This window comes from Ralstonia flaminis (genome assembly GCF_958415495.1).
In the GTDB taxonomy this organism is placed as follows: domain Bacteria; phylum Pseudomonadota; class Gammaproteobacteria; order Burkholderiales; family Burkholderiaceae; genus Ralstonia; species Ralstonia flaminis.
Genome location: NZ_CATZLL010000005.1, coordinates 174,979 through 193,959, shown reverse-complemented (window position 1 = coordinate 193,959; position 18,981 = coordinate 174,979). Strand labels below are relative to the sequence as shown.

The 18,981-nt window shown below is 65.4% G+C and carries 12 protein-coding genes; 4 read left to right on the top strand and 8 right to left on the bottom strand.

Annotated elements, in window-relative coordinates:
* Positions 1 to 71 precede the first annotated feature (71 nt).
* The gene (locus R2N11_RS09730; RefSeq protein ID WP_316680936.1) at positions 72 to 2,126 is read left to right on the top strand and encodes an OPT family oligopeptide transporter; all 2,055 of its coding nucleotides are present in this window, start codon (positions 72 to 74) and stop codon (positions 2,124 to 2,126) included.
* Positions 2,127 to 2,137: 11 nt separating this feature from the next.
* Here the strand turns inward: R2N11_RS09730 and R2N11_RS09725 are convergent, their stop codons facing one another.
* From R2N11_RS09725 to R2N11_RS09690, 8 genes are all read right to left on the bottom strand, one after another.
* Entirely contained in the window at positions 2,138 to 3,271 is a 1,134-nt protein-coding gene (locus R2N11_RS09725) for a YbdK family carboxylate-amine ligase (protein ID WP_199030668.1), read from the bottom strand.
* A 9-nt stretch (positions 3,272 to 3,280) separates the two neighbouring features.
* The gene (locus tag R2N11_RS09720; RefSeq protein WP_199030669.1) at positions 3,281 to 4,504 is read right to left on the bottom strand and encodes a cation:proton antiporter; all 1,224 of its coding nucleotides are present in this window, start codon (positions 4,502 to 4,504) and stop codon (positions 3,281 to 3,283) included.
* Between the two features lie 201 nt (positions 4,505 to 4,705).
* Complete coding sequence (locus R2N11_RS09715) at positions 4,706 to 5,839, bottom strand: branched-chain amino acid ABC transporter substrate-binding protein (protein WP_199030670.1); 1,134 nt, start codon at positions 5,837 to 5,839, stop codon at positions 4,706 to 4,708.
* Positions 5,840 to 5,969: 130 nt separating this feature from the next.
* The gene (gene putA, locus R2N11_RS09710) at positions 5,970 to 9,956 is read right to left on the bottom strand and encodes a trifunctional transcriptional regulator/proline dehydrogenase/L-glutamate gamma-semialdehyde dehydrogenase (RefSeq protein ID WP_316680935.1); all 3,987 of its coding nucleotides are present in this window, start codon (positions 9,954 to 9,956) and stop codon (positions 5,970 to 5,972) included.
* A 191-nt stretch (positions 9,957 to 10,147) separates the two neighbouring features.
* Positions 10,148 to 12,466: a primosomal protein N' gene (locus tag R2N11_RS09705; protein WP_316680934.1), complete on the bottom strand. Its 2,319-nt coding sequence runs from the start codon at positions 12,464 to 12,466 to the stop codon at positions 10,148 to 10,150.
* Positions 12,467 to 13,051: 585 nt separating this feature from the next.
* A complete protein-coding gene (gene hemE / locus R2N11_RS09700; RefSeq protein WP_316680932.1) occupies positions 13,052 to 14,146 on the bottom strand; it encodes a uroporphyrinogen decarboxylase in 1,095 nt (364 codons plus the stop codon).
* Between the two features lie 82 nt (positions 14,147 to 14,228).
* Positions 14,229 to 14,702, bottom strand: a complete 474-nt coding sequence (locus tag R2N11_RS09695; protein WP_199032398.1) for a cupin domain-containing protein — start codon at positions 14,700 to 14,702, stop codon at positions 14,229 to 14,231.
* A 125-nt stretch (positions 14,703 to 14,827) separates the two neighbouring features.
* Positions 14,828 to 16,630 carry a methyl-accepting chemotaxis protein gene (locus R2N11_RS09690; protein WP_316680930.1) on the bottom strand — a complete coding sequence of 601 codons (1,803 nt, stop codon included), beginning with the start codon at positions 16,628 to 16,630 and terminating at the stop codon, positions 14,828 to 14,830.
* 283 nt (positions 16,631 to 16,913) lie between these two features.
* Between R2N11_RS09690 and R2N11_RS09685 the strand changes: the two genes are divergently transcribed.
* The 3 genes from R2N11_RS09685 (at position 16,914) to R2N11_RS09675 (ending at position 18,971) form a co-directional block, all read left to right on the top strand.
* Complete coding sequence (locus R2N11_RS09685) at positions 16,914 to 17,351, top strand: hypothetical protein (RefSeq protein ID WP_199032400.1); 438 nt, start codon at positions 16,914 to 16,916, stop codon at positions 17,349 to 17,351.
* A 97-nt stretch (positions 17,352 to 17,448) separates the two neighbouring features.
* Positions 17,449 to 18,396: a sterol desaturase family protein gene (locus R2N11_RS09680; protein WP_316680928.1), complete on the top strand. Its 948-nt coding sequence runs from the start codon at positions 17,449 to 17,451 to the stop codon at positions 18,394 to 18,396.
* A gap of 89 nt (positions 18,397 to 18,485) precedes the next feature.
* Positions 18,486 to 18,971: a hypothetical protein gene (locus R2N11_RS09675; RefSeq protein ID WP_199032401.1), complete on the top strand. Its 486-nt coding sequence runs from the start codon at positions 18,486 to 18,488 to the stop codon at positions 18,969 to 18,971.
* The last annotated feature ends 10 nt before the right edge of the window (positions 18,972 to 18,981 follow it).

Below are 18,981 nucleotides of genomic sequence, written 5' to 3'. Positions count from 1 at the left end.
AACGCACGAGCCACTGCATCCTGCCCCTCCTATAATCCGGGCCACAAAAACCCTCATCGGAGACCCGCAGGATGCAATCTCCTCATTCTCTCAAGCACGCACCGGCAGCGACCCTGCCAGAGCTGACGCTGCGCGGCATGATCCTCGGTGCCATCATCACCGTGATCTTTACCGCGTCCAACGTATATCTGGGCCTTAAAGTCGGCCTGACCTTTTCGTCGGCGATTCCCGCTGCCGTGATCTCGATGGCCGTGCTGCGCATGCTCGGCAGCACCAACATCCTCGAGAACAACATGGTGCAGACGCAGGCCTCTGCGGCCGGCACGCTGTCCTCCATCATCTTCGTACTGCCGGGGCTGGTGATGATCGGCCACTGGCAGGGCTTTCCGTTCTGGCAGACGTTTGGCGTGTGCATGGCCGGCGGCATGCTGGGCGTGGTGTTCACGATCCCGCTGCGTCATGCGATGGTGGTGCAGAGCGATCTGCCCTACCCCGAAGGCGTGGCCGCGGCGGAGATCCTTCGCGTCGGCAGCGGCCGGACCACCGACGGCACACAGGCGGCCAATGGCGACGCCGTGCCCGCGGCCACCGGCATGCGCGATCTTGCTGCAGGCGGCATCGTTGCGGCCATCGTTGCGTTTGCGACCAGTGGCCTGCGCGTGCTGGGCGAAGGCGCGAGCTGGTGGTTTGCCGCCGGCGCCTCGGTGGTGCGCCTGCCACTGGGCTTTTCAACGGCACTGCTGGGAGCCGGTTACCTGATCGGCCTGATGGGCGGGCTGGCCATGCTGGTGGGTCTGGTGATCGCCTGGGGCATTGCCGTGCCGTATTTGACGGCCATTACGCCGATGCCAGAGGGCAAGGCGCTTGCCGCCTTTGGCGCCGACGTCTGGCGCACACAGGTGCGCTTCATCGGTGCGGGCGTGATTGCGGTGGCGGCCGTGTGGACGCTGGGCACGCTGATCGGCCCGGTGGTGCAAGGCATCAAGCGCTCGTTCGGCAGCCTGCGCCCACAAGGCGACGCCCGCCAGCGCACCGAGCAGGACATGGCGCCGCGCTGGATTCTGCTGGTCACGCTGGCAATGGTGGTGGTGCTGGTCATCACCTTTGCGGCCTTCCTGGCGCCGACCATGCTGTCGGCCGGCTCGCGCTGGACGCTGATTGCCTGCGCGGTAGTGTTTGCGGTGGTGTTCGGCTTTCTGGTGGCGGCGGCGTGCGGTTACATGGCCGGGCTGATCGGTTCGTCCTCAAGCCCGATCTCGGGGATCGGCATGATCGCCATCACGCTGGTGTCCCTGCTGCTGTTGGCCGTGGGCGCAGACAACGGCATCGTGGGTTCGCCCGAGGCCAGCAAGCTGGGCATTGCGCTGGCGATCTTCACGACCTCGGCTGTGGTGGCGGTGGCGACCATCTCCAATGACAATCTGCAGGATCTGAAGACCGGCTGGCTGGTCGGGGCCACGCCCTGGCGCCAGCAGGTCGCGCTGCTGGTTGGCTGCGTGGCGGGTGCGGCGGTCATCTCGCCGGTGTTGGAGTTGCTCTACAACGCGTATGGCTTCCCGGGTGCGCTGCCGCGTGCGGGCATGGACGCCGCGCAGGCGCTGTCCGCACCGCAAGCCACGCTAATGACGGCCATTGCTACCGGCATCTTCACGCACAAGCTTGAATGGAACATGGTGATTGCCGGCACCATCATCGGTGCCATCCTCATCGCCATCGACTGGGGGCTCAAGCGGCGCGGCGGTGCAGCACGACTGCCGGTGCTGGCTGTGGGCATCGGCATCTACCTGCCGCCGACCGTGAGCGCGCCGTTGGTGATCGGTGCGGTGCTGGCGTGGGTCATCGAGAAGATTCTCGCCAAGCGCGCCCAGGCTGCCGGCGTGCCATACGAGCGCTACGCAGAAGTGCCGAACCGCCACGGCGTGCTGCTGGCCTCGGGCCTGATTGTGGGCGAAAGCCTGGTGGGCGTGCTGATGGCCGCCATCATCGGTGCCACGGGCAGCGAGGCGCCGCTGGCGATTGTCGGCGCTTCGTTTGAAGGCGCCGCGCAATGGCTGGGGCTGATCGTGTTCGCGCTGATCTGCTGGGTGTTTGCGCGCCGTGTGCTGGCGGTGCGCCCCGCCCACTGATGCGTCGCTGACTACGCAGGCTGCGTCGCTGCCTGCGTCCAACGCCCGCAACCACGTCGCACGGTCTCGTGCAGGTTGCGGGTTTCGTTTTGGGCTTTGCGGATCCACTCGGCATCCGTATCGCGCCCTTCCACCACCTCCCGCACCATGTCGAGCGCACCTTCGGACGACAGCGCTTCGGCATGCTGTGACAGCACCTTGCTGGTTTCCAGGATGTGATCGGCCAGCGCGCCACGGTTGCCGGTGGCCGGATCCACATATTCGCCCACCAACCCGAAGCGGCACGCCTGAAAGCGGTTGAAGGTGTAGACGAGGTAGTCATCTTCTACCGGCGTAAACGGGCGCTCCAACAGCAGCCAGCGGCCCAGCGCCTGAATATAGGCAGCAATGGCGGCGGCGCGCTCGACCGTCAGCGGGGTGTCCATCACGCGGACTTCGATGGTGCCGAATTCGGGCTTGGGACGGATGTCCCAGTAGAAGTCCTTCATGCTCTCGATCACGCCGGTGGCGCGCATCTTCTCGAAGTACGTCTCGAAGGCGTCCCAGGTGAGCACGAACGGCGCACGGCCCGACATCGGGAAGGCGCTGACGGAGTTCATGCGTGCCGAAGCAAACCCCGTATCCACGCCTTGCACGAGCGGCGACGACGCTGCCAACGCAATGAAGTGCGGTACGTAGCGCGACATGGCATGCAGCAGGTACAGCGCGTCGTCCGGGCTCGGACAGCCGATGTGCACATGCTGCCCGAACACGGTGAACTGCTTGGCGAGGTAACCGTACAGCTCCGAGATGTACTGGTAGCGCGGCGACTGCGAGATCGTGCGCTGACTCCACTGCTGGAACGGATGGGTGCCGCCGCCGCAGATGCCGATGTTCAGCGCCGTGGCCGCTTCGGCCATGCGGTCGCGCATCTCGCGCAACTGCCATAGTGCTTCATCGTGGCTATGGCAGATGCCGGTGGAGATCTCGATCATCGAGTCGGTGATCTCCGGCTTGATGTCGCCGGGGTACTCCTTGCCCTTGAGCATGCGCAGGAGGTCAGGCGATGCCGAGGCGAGGTCGTAGTCGTGACGGTTGACAAGCTGCAGCTCCAGCTCGACGCCAAACGTCAGGGCTTCGGATTTCGAGAACGGTTCGAGCGACATGCCTACCTCTTAGCGATTGTCGTTGTCCTGACGCACCTCACCGGCCCAGCGCAGCGACCGCGCGGTCAGGATGGGCGCAGCAATCTGCTGGATCGCCAGCGTGCACAGGATGATGGCTGCCAGCGGTGCGCCGGTCTGCGGATACAGCGCTGCCGTATCGTGCATCAGCAACCATGACAATCCCGACATCGGCCCCAGCGCCAGGCCCAGGGCCACGCTCTGGCGCATCGACAGCCCCGAGAACGAGCCCAGCGCCGTAGCACCCGCCAGCTTGGCAGCGAAGCGCGCCAGCACGAGCGCCACTGCCGCCACCCCGCCGATTGCCCAGTCCGATGCGGTGATCGGCAACCCAAGCGACACAATCATCACCACAATCAGGATGCTGCCCGCGCTGCCAAAGTGCGACGGCCACACACGCGGATGCGCGTCCTGGTGCTTGAACACCACGCCCGCCAGCAACAGCGTCAGCGGCACCGACAGCTTCAGCAGCTTGGCCATCGCCAGCGCAAACAACACCAGGCCCACCAGCACCAGGAACGCGTAGTGATCGTCACCCGCCATGCGGTGATACAACGCATGGCCAGCCTTGCCGACCACCCAAGCGAGTAGCACAGAGCCTGCCAGCAGATAGAGCGGGTGGATCAGCGCGGCGGCCCAGTGACCGTATTCGCTGTGCAGCCAGCCGGCGGTGAGTGGCACCAGCACGCTGGCGTAGATACTGTTGAGCGCACCCAGCGAAAGCAACCGTTCGGTCACCTGGCCTTCGGCGCGCAGTTCGTTCTTCAGTTGTAGCAGCACCGTGGGCGAGGTCGCCACCGCAATCGCACCGGCCGCCACCGCCACCGGTGTTGCCACGCCAAATAGTTGCAGCACCCAGGTGACGAGCCCCCAGGTCAGCAAACTTTCGAAGCCACTGGTGAGCAGCAGCCAGCGGTTGGCGCGCAGCCACTCGAACGAGAGCCGATGCCCCAGCTCGAACAGCGCCAGCGCCAACGCCATCTCGATCAGGATGTGGGTCTGGTCGAGCATGTCAGCGTCGATCAGCGGGCGGCCGAGCACCCCGGCCGCCAGCCCCGCCACCGCATAGCCGACGATGCGCGGCAGCTTGAGCGCCACGCGCGCAAACTCGCCGCACAGCGCTGCACCCACCAGCGCCAGCCCGATCCAGAACAGGCCACCCGGAGTGGGAGGCCACGAAGGGAAGAGATCGTGAAGTCCTGTCATGGGCGACATGGTACCCGAAGCACCCAAACGGGAAAGTCGGCCAAGCACTGACACGCGATGAGATCGCGTTATGCGATATTTGGCACCAGATCAAAGCGGTTTGAAGAAATTCGCGGAATTGGTGTGTTTGTGTCAGCCGGCGCCGGACAAAAAAAACCGCCCCGGAGGGCGGTTTTTATCACGCAACCGGCGGAAAGCCGGTCGGTTGGCTTACTTGCCGCCGACGCTTTCCAGCGGTGCCCACTTGCCGTTGGTGACCTTGTAGACGGTGATGCCGCCGTCCTTCAGGTCGCCCTTGTCGTCGTAGGCGTAGTGCTTGGCGGTCACGCCTTGCGAGTTGGTGGCGGCCAGGATCGGCAGGTACTTCTGCGGATCGGACGAGCCGGCTGCAACCATCGCCTTCATCAGGGCCATCGCGCCGTCGTAGGCGTACGGCGAGTACGTCTGCACCGGCGTGCCGAAGCGCTTCTCATAGCGCTGCTTGTAGCCAGCGCCGCCCGGCATCTGCTCCAGTGGCAGGCCAGCCAGCGATGCCACCATGCCTTCGGCTGCTTGCGGGCCGGCCAGCTTGATGAAGTCGTCGGTCTTGGACATTTCGCCCGACATCAGCGTGGACTTGATGCCCAGTTCGCGCATCTGCTTGAGCAGCGGAGCCGATTGGCCTTCGGCGCCACCGTAGAACACGGCGTCCGGGTTCTTGCTCTTGATCTGCGTCAGGATGGCCTTGAAGTCGCTGGCCTTGTCGTTGGTGTACTCACGACGCACGATGGTGGCGCCGGCAGCCTTGGCAGCCTTCTCGAACTCGTCAGCCAGACCTTGGCCGTAGGCGGTGCGGTCGTCAATGATGGCGATGTTCTTGTAGCCCAGCTTCTTGACGGCGAACACGCCGACCACCGAACCCTGCTGGGTGTCGGAGGTCATCATGCGGAAGGTCGTCTTGTAGCCTTGCTTGGTGTATTCCGGGGCCGTCGCCATGGCGATCTGCGCGATGCCGGCCTGGTTGTACACGCGCGACGCCGGGATGCTGGTGCCCGAGTTGAAGTGGCCGAGCATGCCCTTGATGCCGCTATCCACCAGCTTCTGTGCGACGGCAGTGCCCGTCTTCGGATCAGCCTGGTCGTCTTCGGCCATGAGCTGGAACTTGACTTCCTTGCCGGCGATCTTCGGGTGCGTGGCATTGAACTCTTCAATGGCCAGGGTCGCACCGTTCTTCATGTCCGTGCCGTATTGCGCTTGCGGACCGGACATCGGGGCCGCAAAGCCCAGCTTGATGACTTCCTGGGCCGATGCGGCACCACCCAGCGCGCACAGTGCGGCGGCCAGACACAGTTGCTTCAATTTCATTTGTGCGTCTCCTAGTTCAAACGCAATTTGGATCAATAGCGCGACGGGATCACCATCGCCCTCCTCCCGCTTCGCGCTCCATCCGTACGCGTCGTGCGGATGGTGCTGCGAATCCTGCTCGTGCTCCCCGTCAGCCGATGGTCATCAGGCTGGCGTTGCCACCCGCCGCGGCCGTATTGACCGACAGCGAACGCTCGATCAGCAGGCGCTCCAGCGCCAGCCCTTCCCCGCCGTGCGGCAGGCCTTGCACCCCCACGATCGGGCCGGTGCGTCGTGCCAGCCCTTCGCAGATGGCGCGCAGATGGTCCGAGTCGCCATGGTGCAGCACCGCGTCGAACTCGGCCCCATCCAGGGCCGGCACCACACGGACGCGCGATTGTACTGCCGGCGGCAACTCCCGCAACACAGCTTCCACAGCAGGGTTTTCCAGCACCACGGCCATGCTGCCGACCGCCAGCACAGCGGCCAGTTGGCGCAGCCAGTCGGCCGGATCCACTGCCACACACAACACGGCTTCACGCGGCAGCAGCGTGTAAGTGTTGCGCTCGCCGGTCGGGCCCGGCAGCGTTGCCGTGGCACCGGTTGCCGTGGCAGCCGCCAGGCGTTCGCACAGCGCGGCAAGGTTGGCGGACTGCGCCACGGGCGACTTCTTGCCTGCCCACTCGGCCAGCGCATCGAACGGCGCCAGCAGCGCGCGACGCGCATCGGTTTCGACTTCGGTGCCAGCGCCGGCCGTCAGCGACAGCGCCGTGCGCATGCCGTCCTGCGGGCACGTCGACAGCAGCCGCAGCAGATACAGCGGGCCGCCCGCCTTCGGGCCGGTGCCGGACAGGCCCTCGCCGCCGAACGGCTGCACGCCCACCACAGCGCCGACAATGTTGCGGTTCACATACAGGTTGCCGACATGCGCGCGGTCGACCACGTGCGCGATCGTCTCGTCGATGCGCGTGTGGATGCCCAGCGTCAGGCCGTAGCCCGTGCCGTTGATCTGCTCGATCAGCTTGGTCAGGCCGGCATTGTCTGCCGAGCGCTTCCAACGCACCACGTGCAGCACCGGGCCGAAAATCTCGCGCGTCAGGTCCGACAGGCTGTCGAGTTCGATGATGGTCGGTGGCACGAAGGTGCCGTGTGCGCAAGCTGCCGGCACTGGCGCCTGATGCACGCGCCGACCCTTGGTGCGCATGGCCTCGATGTGGCCGACGATGTTGTCGCGCGCTTCGGCGTCGATCACGGGGCCGACGTCGGTCGCGAGGCGATCGGGATTGCCCATCGCCAGTTCGGCCATGCCGCCCTTGAGCATGGCGAGCACGCGGTCGGCCACGTCGTCCTGCAGACACAGCACGCGCAGTGCGGAGCAACGTTGGCCCGCCGAATCAAACGCGGACGACAGCACATCAGCCACCACCTGCTCCGCCAGCGCGGACGAATCGACGATCATTGCGTTCTGGCCACCGGTCTCGGCAATCAGGGGGATCGGCGCGCCGTTTGCATCGAGACGACCGGCCAGCGTGCGTTGCAGAATGCGCGCGACTTCGGTCGAGCCGGTGAACATCACGCCCTTGGTGCGCACGTCCTTGACCAGCGCAGCGCCGACGGTCTCGCCGCGGCCCGGCAGCAGTTGCACAGCGCCAGCCGGCACGCCTGCTTCGCGCAGGATGCGCACGGCCTGGGCGGCAATCAGTGGGGTCTGCTCAGCGGGCTTGGCCAGCACCGGATTACCGGCGGCCAGCGCCGCGCTCACCTGGCCGGTGAAGATCGCCAGCGGGAAATTCCACGGGCTGATGCAGACCACCGGGCCCAACGGGCGATGCGTGTCGTTTGAGAAGCCACCACGGACTTGCGCTGCGTAGTAGCGCAGGAAGTCCACGGCTTCACGCACTTCAGCGATGGCGTTGGACAGTGTCTTGCCCGCCTCGCGGATGATCAGCCCCATCAGGTGCTGCATCTCGCCTTCCATCAGGTCGGCAGCGCGATCGAGCAGCGCGGCGCGTGCTTCGGGCGGCGTCGCCTGCCAGATCGGGGCGGCAGCAGCGGCGGCGGCGAGTGCGGCATCAACATCGGCCTCAGTGGCCTCGGTCACGTGGCCGACCACATCACGCAGGTCAGCAGGATTGCGCACCGGCTGCGGCGTACCACCTGCATAAGGTGCATCGCCGATGGTCGGCGCGGCAGCCCAGACGGTGCTGGTGCCGGCAAGAAGGGCGGACGACAACGACGCCAGGCGCTGCTCGTTCGCCAGGTCAATGCCCGACGAGTTTGCGCGTACATCGCCGTAGAGGTGGCGCGGCAGCGGAATTTTCGGATGCGGCATGCCGAGCGTCCCTTCATCGGCGTGCATCCGTTCCACCACCGCCACCGGATCGGCGACGAGGTCGTCCAGAGGAATCGACTCGTCCGCAATGCGGTTCACGAACGAGGTGTTGGCGCCGTTTTCCAGCAGACGGCGCACGAGGTAAGCCAAGAGCGTTTCGTGCGTGCCAACCGGCGCGTAGATGCGGCACGGGCGGTTCAGCTTGCCCGGCTTGTTGCCGACGACCTGCTCATACAGCGGCTCGCCCATGCCGTGCAGGCACTGGAATTCGTATTGGCCGGGGTAATAGTTCTGGCCCGCCATCTGATAGATCGCGGCCAGCGTGTGCGCGTTGTGCGTAGCGAACTGCGGGAAGATCGCGTCCGGTGCGGCCAGCAGCTTGCGGGCGCAAGCCAGGTACGACACATCGGTGTAGACCTTGCGCGTGTAGACCGGGTAGCCCTCCAGGCCGTCGACCTGGGCGCGCTTGACCTCGCTGTCCCAGTAGGCGCCCTTCACCAGGCGGATCATCAGGCGGTGCTTGCTGCGGCGGGCAAGATCGATGATGAAGTCGAGCACGAATGGGCAGCGCTTCTGATAGCCCTGCACCACAAAGCCGATGCCGTTCCAGCCGGCCAGCTCGGGCGCGAAGCACAGGCGCTCCAGCAGGTCGAGCGACAGCTCCAGGCGGTCGGCCTCTTCCGCGTCGATGTTGATGCCGATGTCGTACTCACGGGCCAGCATGGCCAGCGCCTTCACGCGCGGGTACAGCTCGTTGATCGTGCGGTCGTACTGCGCGCGGCTATAGCGCGGGTGCAGCGCCGATAGCTTGATCGAGATGCCCGGCCCTTCATAGATGCCGCGCCCGCCCGAGGCTTGGCCGATCGCACGGATGGCCTGCTCGTACGACGCGAGGTAGCGCTGCGCGTCTTCCTCCGTCATGGCGGCCTCGCCGAGCATGTCGTAGGAATAGCGGAAGCCTTCGGCCTCGAACTTGCGCGCATTGGCCAGCGCTTCGGAAATCGTCTCGCCGGTGACGAACTGCTCGCCCATCAGGCGCATCGCCATGTCCACGCCCTTGCGGATCAACGGCTCGCCGCTCTTGCCGATGATGCGCGTGAGCGCCTTCGACAGCCCGGCTTCGTTGTGCGTGGCGACCAGCTTGCCCGTCAGCAGCAGGCCCCAGGTAGCGGCGTTCACGAACAGCGACGGGCTCTGGCCCAGGTGCGAGTGCCAGTTGCCGTTGCTGATCTTGTCGCGGATGAGTGCATCGCGCGTGGCCTTGTCCGGAATGCGCAGCAGCGCCTCGGCCAGGCACATCAGCGCCACGCCTTCCTGGCTCGACAGGGAGAATTCTTGAATCAGGCCCTGCACCAGCCCTTCACGGCCGGTGCCGACCTTCTGCGTACGGAGCTTGCCGGCAAGATCACGTGCAAGCTGCTTGGCTTCCGAGGCGAGCGCGGCCGGCAGGCGGGCCTGCTCCAGCAGCATCGGAATGGCTTCGGTTTCCGGCCGGCGATACGCGGCGGTGATGGCGGCGCGCAGCACCGATTGCGGTTGCACGCTCTGTGCGAATTCGAGGAACGGTTGCACCGCGGGCTCCTCACCCTCGTGCACGTCCGAGACGGCTGCGGCGGCGGACGGGAGGCCATCCGCCGCCGGGCCGTTTGCATCATTCGGCAGCTGCCCCCGCTCCACTTGATCCAGATACGTGAAGATCGCCTGCTTGATCAGCCAATGCGGCGTGCGGTCAATGGACTGTGCGACGCGCTTGAGGCGTTCACGCGAAGCATCGTCCAGCTTGACCCCGAGGGTGGTTGTAGCCATGTGGGTTCCTATCCGTAGCTGCCATTGCCAAAGCTTGTGGCCGGCAAATCGGAGCGGATCATACGCCCGGGGGATTCGAAGGTGCAACCTAGTAAAACCCCTTGCATCGAAGGGGGTAGATTTGGTGCAACCGCACGTGACGCGTGCTTGGTTTTAGGGCAGTTGGCGGCCTTTGGTGGTGCGTGTTGGCGTCAGATCCGCAGCGGATCGATCTCCAACTGCCACCGCACGCCTTTCACGGTCTTCGTAATCTCACCAAACCGCTCGGTCCACGCAGACAACAGCTTCTGCAGCGCGGCGCGAGAGGCCGATTCCACCAGCAGTTGCGCCCGTTCGCGGTTGGCCAACCGCACCATGGTCATCGGCACCGGATCATGCAGAAACACCGGCGCCCCCAGTTCTGCGACCAGGGTTTCGCCCAACGCCCGCGCGGCCGCCAGAAATTCCAGCGCCCGAGCCACTTCCTTGTGCTCGGTGGTCAGCAGCGCCTGGTACGCAAACGGCGGCAACCCCGCCTGCTTGCGCTCACGCAAAAGCTGCCGCGCAAAGCCGCCATAGTCGTGCCGCACCAGCGCCTGCAACGCGGGGGCGTCCGGATAGCGCGTCTGGATCAGCACCTCCCCCGCCAGCCCGGCGCGGCCCGCGCGTCCCGCCACCTGCATCAGCGAGGCAAACAAGTGCTCCCCGGCGCGAAAGTCATGCGAGAACAGCGATGGGTCCGGCGCGACCACGCCCACCAGCGTTACGCGCTGGAAGTCGTGCCCCTTGGCGACCATCTGTGTGCCGATCAGGATGTCGACACTGCCTTCGTGCACGGTGTCGAACAGGGCCTCGGCGCTGCCTTTGCGACGCGTGGAATCGGCGTCGATACGGGCAACGCGTGCCTGTGGGAACAGCTCGCCCAATGTCTCTTCGATGCGCTGCGTGCCGCGCCCGAGCGGGGCGATATCGACATTGCCGCAGTCGGGACAGTGATGCGGGATGCGCGATTCGTAACCGCAGTGGTGGCAGCGCAGGCGCCGCTCCGGCTTGTGCAGCACCAGGTACGCCGAGCAGCGCGGGCAACCCGACAACCATCCACACGCATCGCACGACAACACCGGCGCATAGCCCCGGCGGTTGAGGAACAGCAGGCTCTGCTCGCCGCGTGCGAGGCGATCGGCAATCGCATCGACCAGCGGCTTGGACAGTCCATCGCGGATTTCGCGCCCGGCGCGACGCTCCAGCGTCAGGTCGATGAGCGACACACGCGGTAGCACTGCCTCGGCCTGCGCGCGCTGGGACAGTGTCAGGCGCGTGGTGGCGCCTTGCTCTGTGCGCCACCACGTTTCCAGCGACGGCGTGGCAGAGCCCAGCACGACGGGGATGTTGCGCTGCTTGGCCCGCCACAGCGCCAGATCACGCGCGGAGTAGCGCAGGCCCTCCTGCTGCTTGTAGGACGTGTCGTGCTCCTCGTCGACGAGGATAAGCGCCAGGTTGGGCAGCGATGCCAGCATTGCCAGCCGGGTGCCGAGCACGATGCGCGCCTCGCCACGATGGGCCGCCAGCCAGTTCAATGCGCGTGGCTGCTCGGCCAGGCCGCTATGCAGCGCGGCCATGGGCACGCCGGGAAAACGCGCCGCGATGCGCGCCTCCAGGTGCGGCGTGAGGTTGATTTCCGGCACCAGCATCAGCACCTGGGCATCCGGGTTGCGAGCCAGCGCATCGGCAATGGCGTGCAGGTAGACCTCGGTCTTGCCGCTGCCGGTCACACCGTGGAGCAGGAACGGGCTGAAGGTGCCGCTCGCCCCGCCCTGTGCAATGGCGGCCACGGCGCTCGCCTGCTCCACATTCAGCGCGGGCGCGACGGAGGGCTCCGGCAAGTCCAGCGGTTGCGGCAGCAGCGCCTTCGGTCGCTGTTCTACGCGCAGCCAGCCGACGGCGGCCCAGTCGCGCAGCTTGGCGACCGCCTGCCCGTGCAACGCGACCGCGGCGCTGGTGGAAAGCTCGCCGTCGCCGGTCAGCGCTTCGGCCAGCCGCATGGCGCCGGTCGCGCGCTTGGGCACGCTGTCGAGCAACGCGGCGCCGACGGTCGATGCCGGCTCCTGCATCACATAGACGGTTTCGGTGGCTTGGCGCGCGAGGTTGTCCCAGCTGCCGGGCGTGCGCCACAGCGGCGGCAGCGCTGGCAACGTCACTTCGCCCAGGGCGCGGTGGTAGTAACCGGCGGCAAAGTCTGCCAGCGCGCACCATTCGGCATTGAGCGGCGGCACCCAATCGAGCACGCGCTCCACATCGCGCAGCTTGTCTTGCGGCACGTCGGTGGAGGTGGCGGTTTCCATCACCAGTGCCACCACGCGACGGTTGCCGAACGGCACGACCACCAGTTGCCCCGGCAACACCGGCTGCGCACACCGGTAATCGAACACGGCATCGAGTGGCGTGTCGATGACCACCCGCGCAATGGCGGCCGCAGTCTCGGTGCCTGCCGCGGCATCGGGAAACACGGTGTCGGCTTGTGCAGTGGTCATCCGAGAGGCAAACGGTTGAATTGCAAAGGAATTGTTGCGGTGCAGCGGCGCATCATGCACCTAGCAAAAGCGCGGCGCCCGTCTCACCTTGCCCGCACAGTGATTGCCGTGTCTGGTTCAATGTTCAAGTATCACTTGAGGTTTGTGCAGTGGCGCCCTGATCGGCGGCTGGTTTTTCGGTCTATCCACACAGGCTGTGGATAACTTTGTTGAAAAGTCGTCCGCAGCGCCCTGGAAAGCCGATGAATCCGCCATTTTTCTGGCTTGCGCGATTTCGTCGCACTCGCCATTCCCTCAAAAAAATCAAACACTTATGCGATGGGCGCACAAACCCGACTGTGTTGCGCCGCGAGAAAAACCAGCCGCAACAGCTTTGTGCATAAGTCAAGTCTTGACAGTTAAGTTACGCACCAAAGTGCGCGAAATAAATCGCTTGACACCCCCTTGGGGCCAATCTGCGCGCCCAGGCATGCGAGTAGACGCTCACCCTCTTTGCACCAAAGCGGCGAGCGTTTCACCCATGGGCTCTGCTCCGCGCACTGCGATGGCTCAATTCAAACGCCATCGCACTGCAGCATGCCGCTGTTATGCGGCTTTTTTGCGCAGTGCACGACTGAAGCGATGCACCTCGTCCACCAGCACCGTCACCGCCTCGGGCGGCGTGAACTGCGAGATGCCGTGGCCCAGGTTGAAGATGTGGCCGTCACTATCGCCGCTGGCAGCGTAGTCTTCCAGCACGCGGCGGACTTGCGCGCGAATGGCGTCAGGCTCGGCAAACAGCACGGTCGGGTCCAGGTTGCCCTGCAGGGCGACACGGCCGCCGGTGCGCTGGCGGGCGAGTTGCAGGTTGACCGTCCAGTCCACGCCCAGTGCGTCGGCGCCGGTTTCAGCCATGGCTTCCAGCCACAGGCCGCCGCCCTTGGTGAACAGGATGACCGGCACGCGCTGGCCATCGGCCCCGGCGCGGATGCCTTCCACCACACGCTGCATGTAAGCCAGCGAGAACTGGTGGTAGATGCCATCGGCGAGCGCGCCGCCCCAGGTGTCGAACACCATCACGGCCTGGGCGCCGGCCTCGATCTGCGCGTTCAGATACTGAATCACGGCCTGCGCGTTGATCTCCAGGATGCGGTGCATCAGGTCCGGGCGCGCGTAGAGCATCGACTTGACGGTACGGAAGTCATCCGAGCCGCCGCCTTCGACCATGTAGCAGGCCAGCGTCCACGGGCTGCCCGAGAAACCGATCAGCGGCACACGCTGGCGGCCGTCCTGCACGAGTGCGCGGCGGATTTCCGCCACGGCGTCAAATACGTATTGCAGCGACGACATGTCCGGCACCGACAGTGCGGCCACATCCGCTTCAGAGCGCACCGGTTTGGCAAAGCGCGGGCCTTCGCCCTGCGCGAACGACAGTCCCAGGCCCATGGCGTCGGGCACGGTCAGGATGTCGGAGAACAGAATGGCCGCGTCCAGCGGATAGCGGTCCAGCGGCTGCAGCGTCACTTCCGTCGCATACGCTGGCGACTTGGCCAGGCCCAGGAAGCTGCCTGCGCGGGCGCGCGTGGCGTTGTACTCCGGCAGGTAGCGGCCCGCCTGGCGCATCAGCCACAGCGGCGTGTAGTCGGTGGGCTGGCGGCGCAGGGCGCGCAGGAAGGTGTCGTTGGCGAGCGGTGCGGACATGGCGTTGGACTCTTGATGAGGGCGCCATTGTAAGGGATGGGGTTTTTATCCCGGGCTGATCCACGCCAATACTCGGCACAGCTCAGGGTACCTTTTGCGTATCTCCCGCCCGCTGCGGCGGCAGCTTGATCGCCATGGACTTGAAATCCGGGCTGGTAGTCAATGTGCCATGCACCACTCCGCGCGGGATGACGATCAAATCTCCCGCCCGCACCTCACGTGGCGCGTTGTCGAGCCAAACGGTGGCTGTGCCTGCCATGACGTACTGAATCTCGTCCGAATACGTATGCGTGTGCTTGGCGACCGTACCCACCTGAATGCCCACGGTGCCGTTGGCGGCGTTCACCAGCGTCTTGGTGCGCAGCGTGCCCATTTCGGCAATGACGGGGCCAATCTCCTCCGCCGTCATGCTGCCCATGTTGATGAGCTGTGGCGTAAGCGGCGGCGGTGCCGGCGTTGCAGCAGGTGCTGAAGCTTGCGCAAAAGCGCCGGTGCACCCGGCACATGCAACGGCGACAGCCACACGCATGACAGCAACTGGACGATGACGATGCATGATGCCTCCTCTTAGTGCGGCAACGCTTGGCGAATCGGTGACCAATCCGCGGCGATTGTCGCACCGGCGCGCCGGCACCGAGACCTAGGGCGATTCCCGAGAGCGCGCCGTGACAAGGCGGTGGCTCAGCCCATGCGCAGCTTGAACAACCCCACCGTGCGCGCCAGGCCCTGCGCATGTTCGTTGAGCATCGCCGATGCAGCCGTCGATTGCTCCACCAGCGCCGCGTTCTGCTGCGTGGCCTGGTCCATCTCGGCAACGCTGCGGTCGATCTGGCTGATGCCGCTGCTCTGCTCATGCATCGCACCGTCGATCTCGCCGATGATGCGGGCGACACGCTCGATGCCGGACACGATCTCCTGCATCGTCGCGCCGGCTGCCTGCACGCGCTGCGCGCCGGTCTTCACGCTGGCTTCGGACGCCTGGATCAGGTCCTTGATTTCGCGCGCAGCGGTGGCGCTGCGTTGCGCCAGCGTGCGCACCTCACCGGCCACCACGGCAAAGCCGCGGCCGTTCTCGCCGGCACGGGCGGCTTCCACGGCTGCGTTGAGCGCCAGGATGTTGGTCTGGAAGGCAATGCTGTCGATCACGCCGATGATCTCGGTGATGCGTGCGGAGGACTTGGCAATCTCGTCCATCGTGCTGACGGCACTGGAGACCACCTCGCCGCCACGCGTGGCGGCATCGCTGGCATCACTCGCCAGGCGCGTGGCCTGCACGGCCGCATCGGCGGAGTTTTTTACGCTGGTGGTCAGTTCGGTCAGCGCAGCAGAGGTTTCCTGCAGGTTGCTGGCCGAGACTTCGGTGCGGTTGGAAAGATCGCGGTTGCCCATTTCGATCTCGCTGGTGGCGGACTTCATGCTGTCGACGCTGGCACGCACTTCCAGCAGCACTTCGCCAATCTTGTCGATGAAGGTGTTGAATGCCGCGCTGATCTGCGCGACCTCGTCATTGCCGACCACGGGCAGGCGGTGCGTCAGGTCTCCACCGCCAGAGCCGATCGTCTCCATTGCATCGCGCACCTGCGACAGGCGGCGGAACGACTGCGACGTGAAGAATGCGGCGATCCCCACGGCAGCCAGCGTCAGCAGCACCATGGCCACGGCAAGTGCTTTCACAACGTTGCGCAAACCGGCGGTGGCCTCGGCCTTGTCCAGGGCGATCACCAGATACCAGTCGGTGCCCTGCACGGCCTGCGCCTTGAGCAGCTTGGGCGCACCCGCGAGTTCGAGTTCGAGCGGTGCGGAGGCCTTGGCAAGGGTTGCCAGCGCATCGGCGTTGAGCGAAGCGGCCACGTCAGTCACCGGCTTGAGCATCAGCTTGGCGTCGGGGTGGGCGATCACCTGGCCGTCCTTGGCAACCACAAAGGCGAGGCTCGACGGCGTCGGATGAACAGCAGCCACCACCTCGCGCACGCCATCAAGCGGCACAGCGCCCGAGATGGCACCGGTCGTTTCACCGTTGTGCACCAGCGGCGCGGCAAACGACACGTACTGCACACCGGTCGACACATCGCCGTAGGGCTTGGTGACGGTCAGCTTGCCGGCTTCAATGGCCTGCTTGTACCAGGGCCGCACCGTCGGGTCGTAGTCCTTGGGCGTAGTGGAACTGGTGGAGAAGAACGTCTTGTCGGTCCAGCCGATGGTGATGATCGGGAAGCCGTTGGCGTTACCCATGTGCTTGCCAAAGCCCTGCGGGTCGCCGTGCTCGACCACCTCGGCGGTTGCCTTCACAGCCTGGGCCTTGGCGGCGACCCACTTGTCGATGGCGAGCGTGTTGCCGCTGGCGATGGCCGCGAGGTTCTGGTCGATGGATTCCATCGTATTGCTGCGCACGATGGAGTACGTGGCGGCGCCAGACAGCGCCAGAGCGCCGATCACGGTGGCCGACGAGATGAGGAGAATGCGGGTCCGAAGAGAGGAGATCATGATTCTTCTAGGTGGAATGTCCTGCGTGAATCAGACTGCGTGCTGCATACAGCGCTCGGCGCTACCGTTGCGCCCTGCAGAACGCCTAGTCCTTCCGGCGGTCGAGGGCCACTGAGCAAGCTACGGCACGGTGTGCGCGAACTTGAGGGCACCCAGGCCGCCCATCCGAGGGGGCGGCTGCTATAACGAGACAACTCGCCGGACAACCTGCTCGATCCTCCCGTCCTTGCCCAGGCACATCGGCAAAACGATGCCGAGCCCGCACGCTCTCTCCACGAACCGCATGAATGACGTCATCCATATCGACCCCGCCACGGGTGAAATCACCTTGGGCGGCTTTTGCCTGACCCCGCAGGCGCTGCCGGATGCCCTGCCCGCGCGTTTCGTTGTCGGACCGCGGCGGCCGGTGCTGGTTGAAGGCAAGGCCGTGCCCTGTCAGTTCGCCACGGCCGCCGTGCTGGACGACATCACCCCGGTAACGATCAATCTGCGCTTTGAGTCCGGCGCGCTGGTGAGCACGTTCCTTGAGCTGGTCCAGCCGGCCAGCTACAACGACATCACGGCAGCCGAACAACGCCACCGCAAGTGGATCGCCAAAAAGCTGGGCAAAGACCCGGGCGCCATGACCATCTACCCCTGGGGCAGCGCGGGGGTAGCGCAGGACAGGAACGGCGGCGTGCACATCTATCTGCATAACCGGAACAACACCTGGGCACGCTGAACGGGTTGTAAGAGACGCTTCCGTCAGCCCTAATTGCCGCGCCATTGCGGTTGCAGTACCGTCACTGCGTCCCCAATGGCGCCAGGAGCCTGACGCGATGGCCGTACTGTTCACCATCCTGAAGATTGCCGTCGTGATCGTGCTGGTGTCGTCACTGGCCGAGGCACTTGCGCTGTCGCTCCTGCGCGGCTGGAGCAACTACGACTGGAAAGCCGCCGGCGTGTCGGTGGTCGATTTCCTGGTACGCGAGTACCCACTACGCTGGCTGGTGCCGATGGCGTTCTGGTTGCACGGCCTGGACTGGGTCTACCAGCACCGCCTGTGGACCCTGCCAATGGACAACTGGACCGGCTGGGCCGCCTGCTTTCTCGGCCAGGAGTTCTGCTACTACTGGTATCACCGCGCCGCGCACCGCGTGCGCTGGTTCTGGTGCACCCACGCCGTCCACCACTCGCCCAATGATCTGAACCTGTCGGCCGCCTACCGCTTCGGCTGGACGGGCAAGCTGACCGGCACCCTGCTCTTCTTCTCGCTGGCGCCGCTGCTGGGCATGCCGCCGCGCATCGTGCTGATGCTGCTGTCGCTGAACCTGCTGTACCAGTTCTGGATTCACGCCACGTGGATCCCCCGCCTTGGGCCCCTGGAGTGGTTCCTGAACACGCCGTCGGCGCACCGCGTGCATCACGCCTCCAACCTGGAATACCTCGATGGCAACTACGGCGGCGTACTGATCATCTTCGACCGCCTGTTTGGCACCTACATTCCCGAGCGCAAAGAGGTGCCCTGCCGTTACGGTCTGGTGCACCCGATGCGCACGTACAACCTGCTGACGATCGAGTTCAGCCAGTGGCGCGGGTTGTGGCAGGACCTGAAGACGGCCCGCTCAGCGCGCGACGTGTTCGGCTACCTGTTCCGCCCGCCCGGCTGGCGGCCCGATGGCAATGGTGAGACCACGGAGGACCTGCGCCGCCGCGCCGCGCTTACCGAAGGATTCCTGCCAAGCACCTCTTCTGGGCCAGGCGAGCGGGCCGTTGCGTCTTCGTGACACCCCCTCCTTCAGCCCCCGAGGCACCCCAGGGTGGTTTCTGCTAGCCTCAAGCGCTGCATTCATCATCCCCACCGTTCACTCACACCATGCCGATCACCCTTCGCCGCTCGTGGCGCCATACCACTGCTGCGGCCGCCATTGCCACCTTGCTGCTCGCCTGCCATGTCACCACATTTGCCGCACCGGTGGTCACCGATCTGCCTGTCAAGCTGGGCGACTCGGTCGATGACGTCAAGCGCGCGCTGGGCACCTCGCTCGATCCCGAGCAGATGGACCAACTGGCCCCGAACCTGCCCAAGAAAAAGCAGTTGCGGCTCAAGACGAAGGGCATTTGGGTGTTCTTTGAAAAGGACCGCGTCACGACCTACCGCGTAGATGCGCCGTTCAAGGGCAGCGTGGGTGGCGTCCATGTCGGCGACGATGTCGTCACGCTCACCAAAGTGCTCGGGAACCCCGTCAAGACCGGAATGTTCGGCAACAAGACGACCTACACGTATTATTTTGACGACGTGACGACGACGGATTTCGTACTGAGCAACGACGTGATCGAAACCATTTTCTTCATTAAGTAGGTCGCACCGC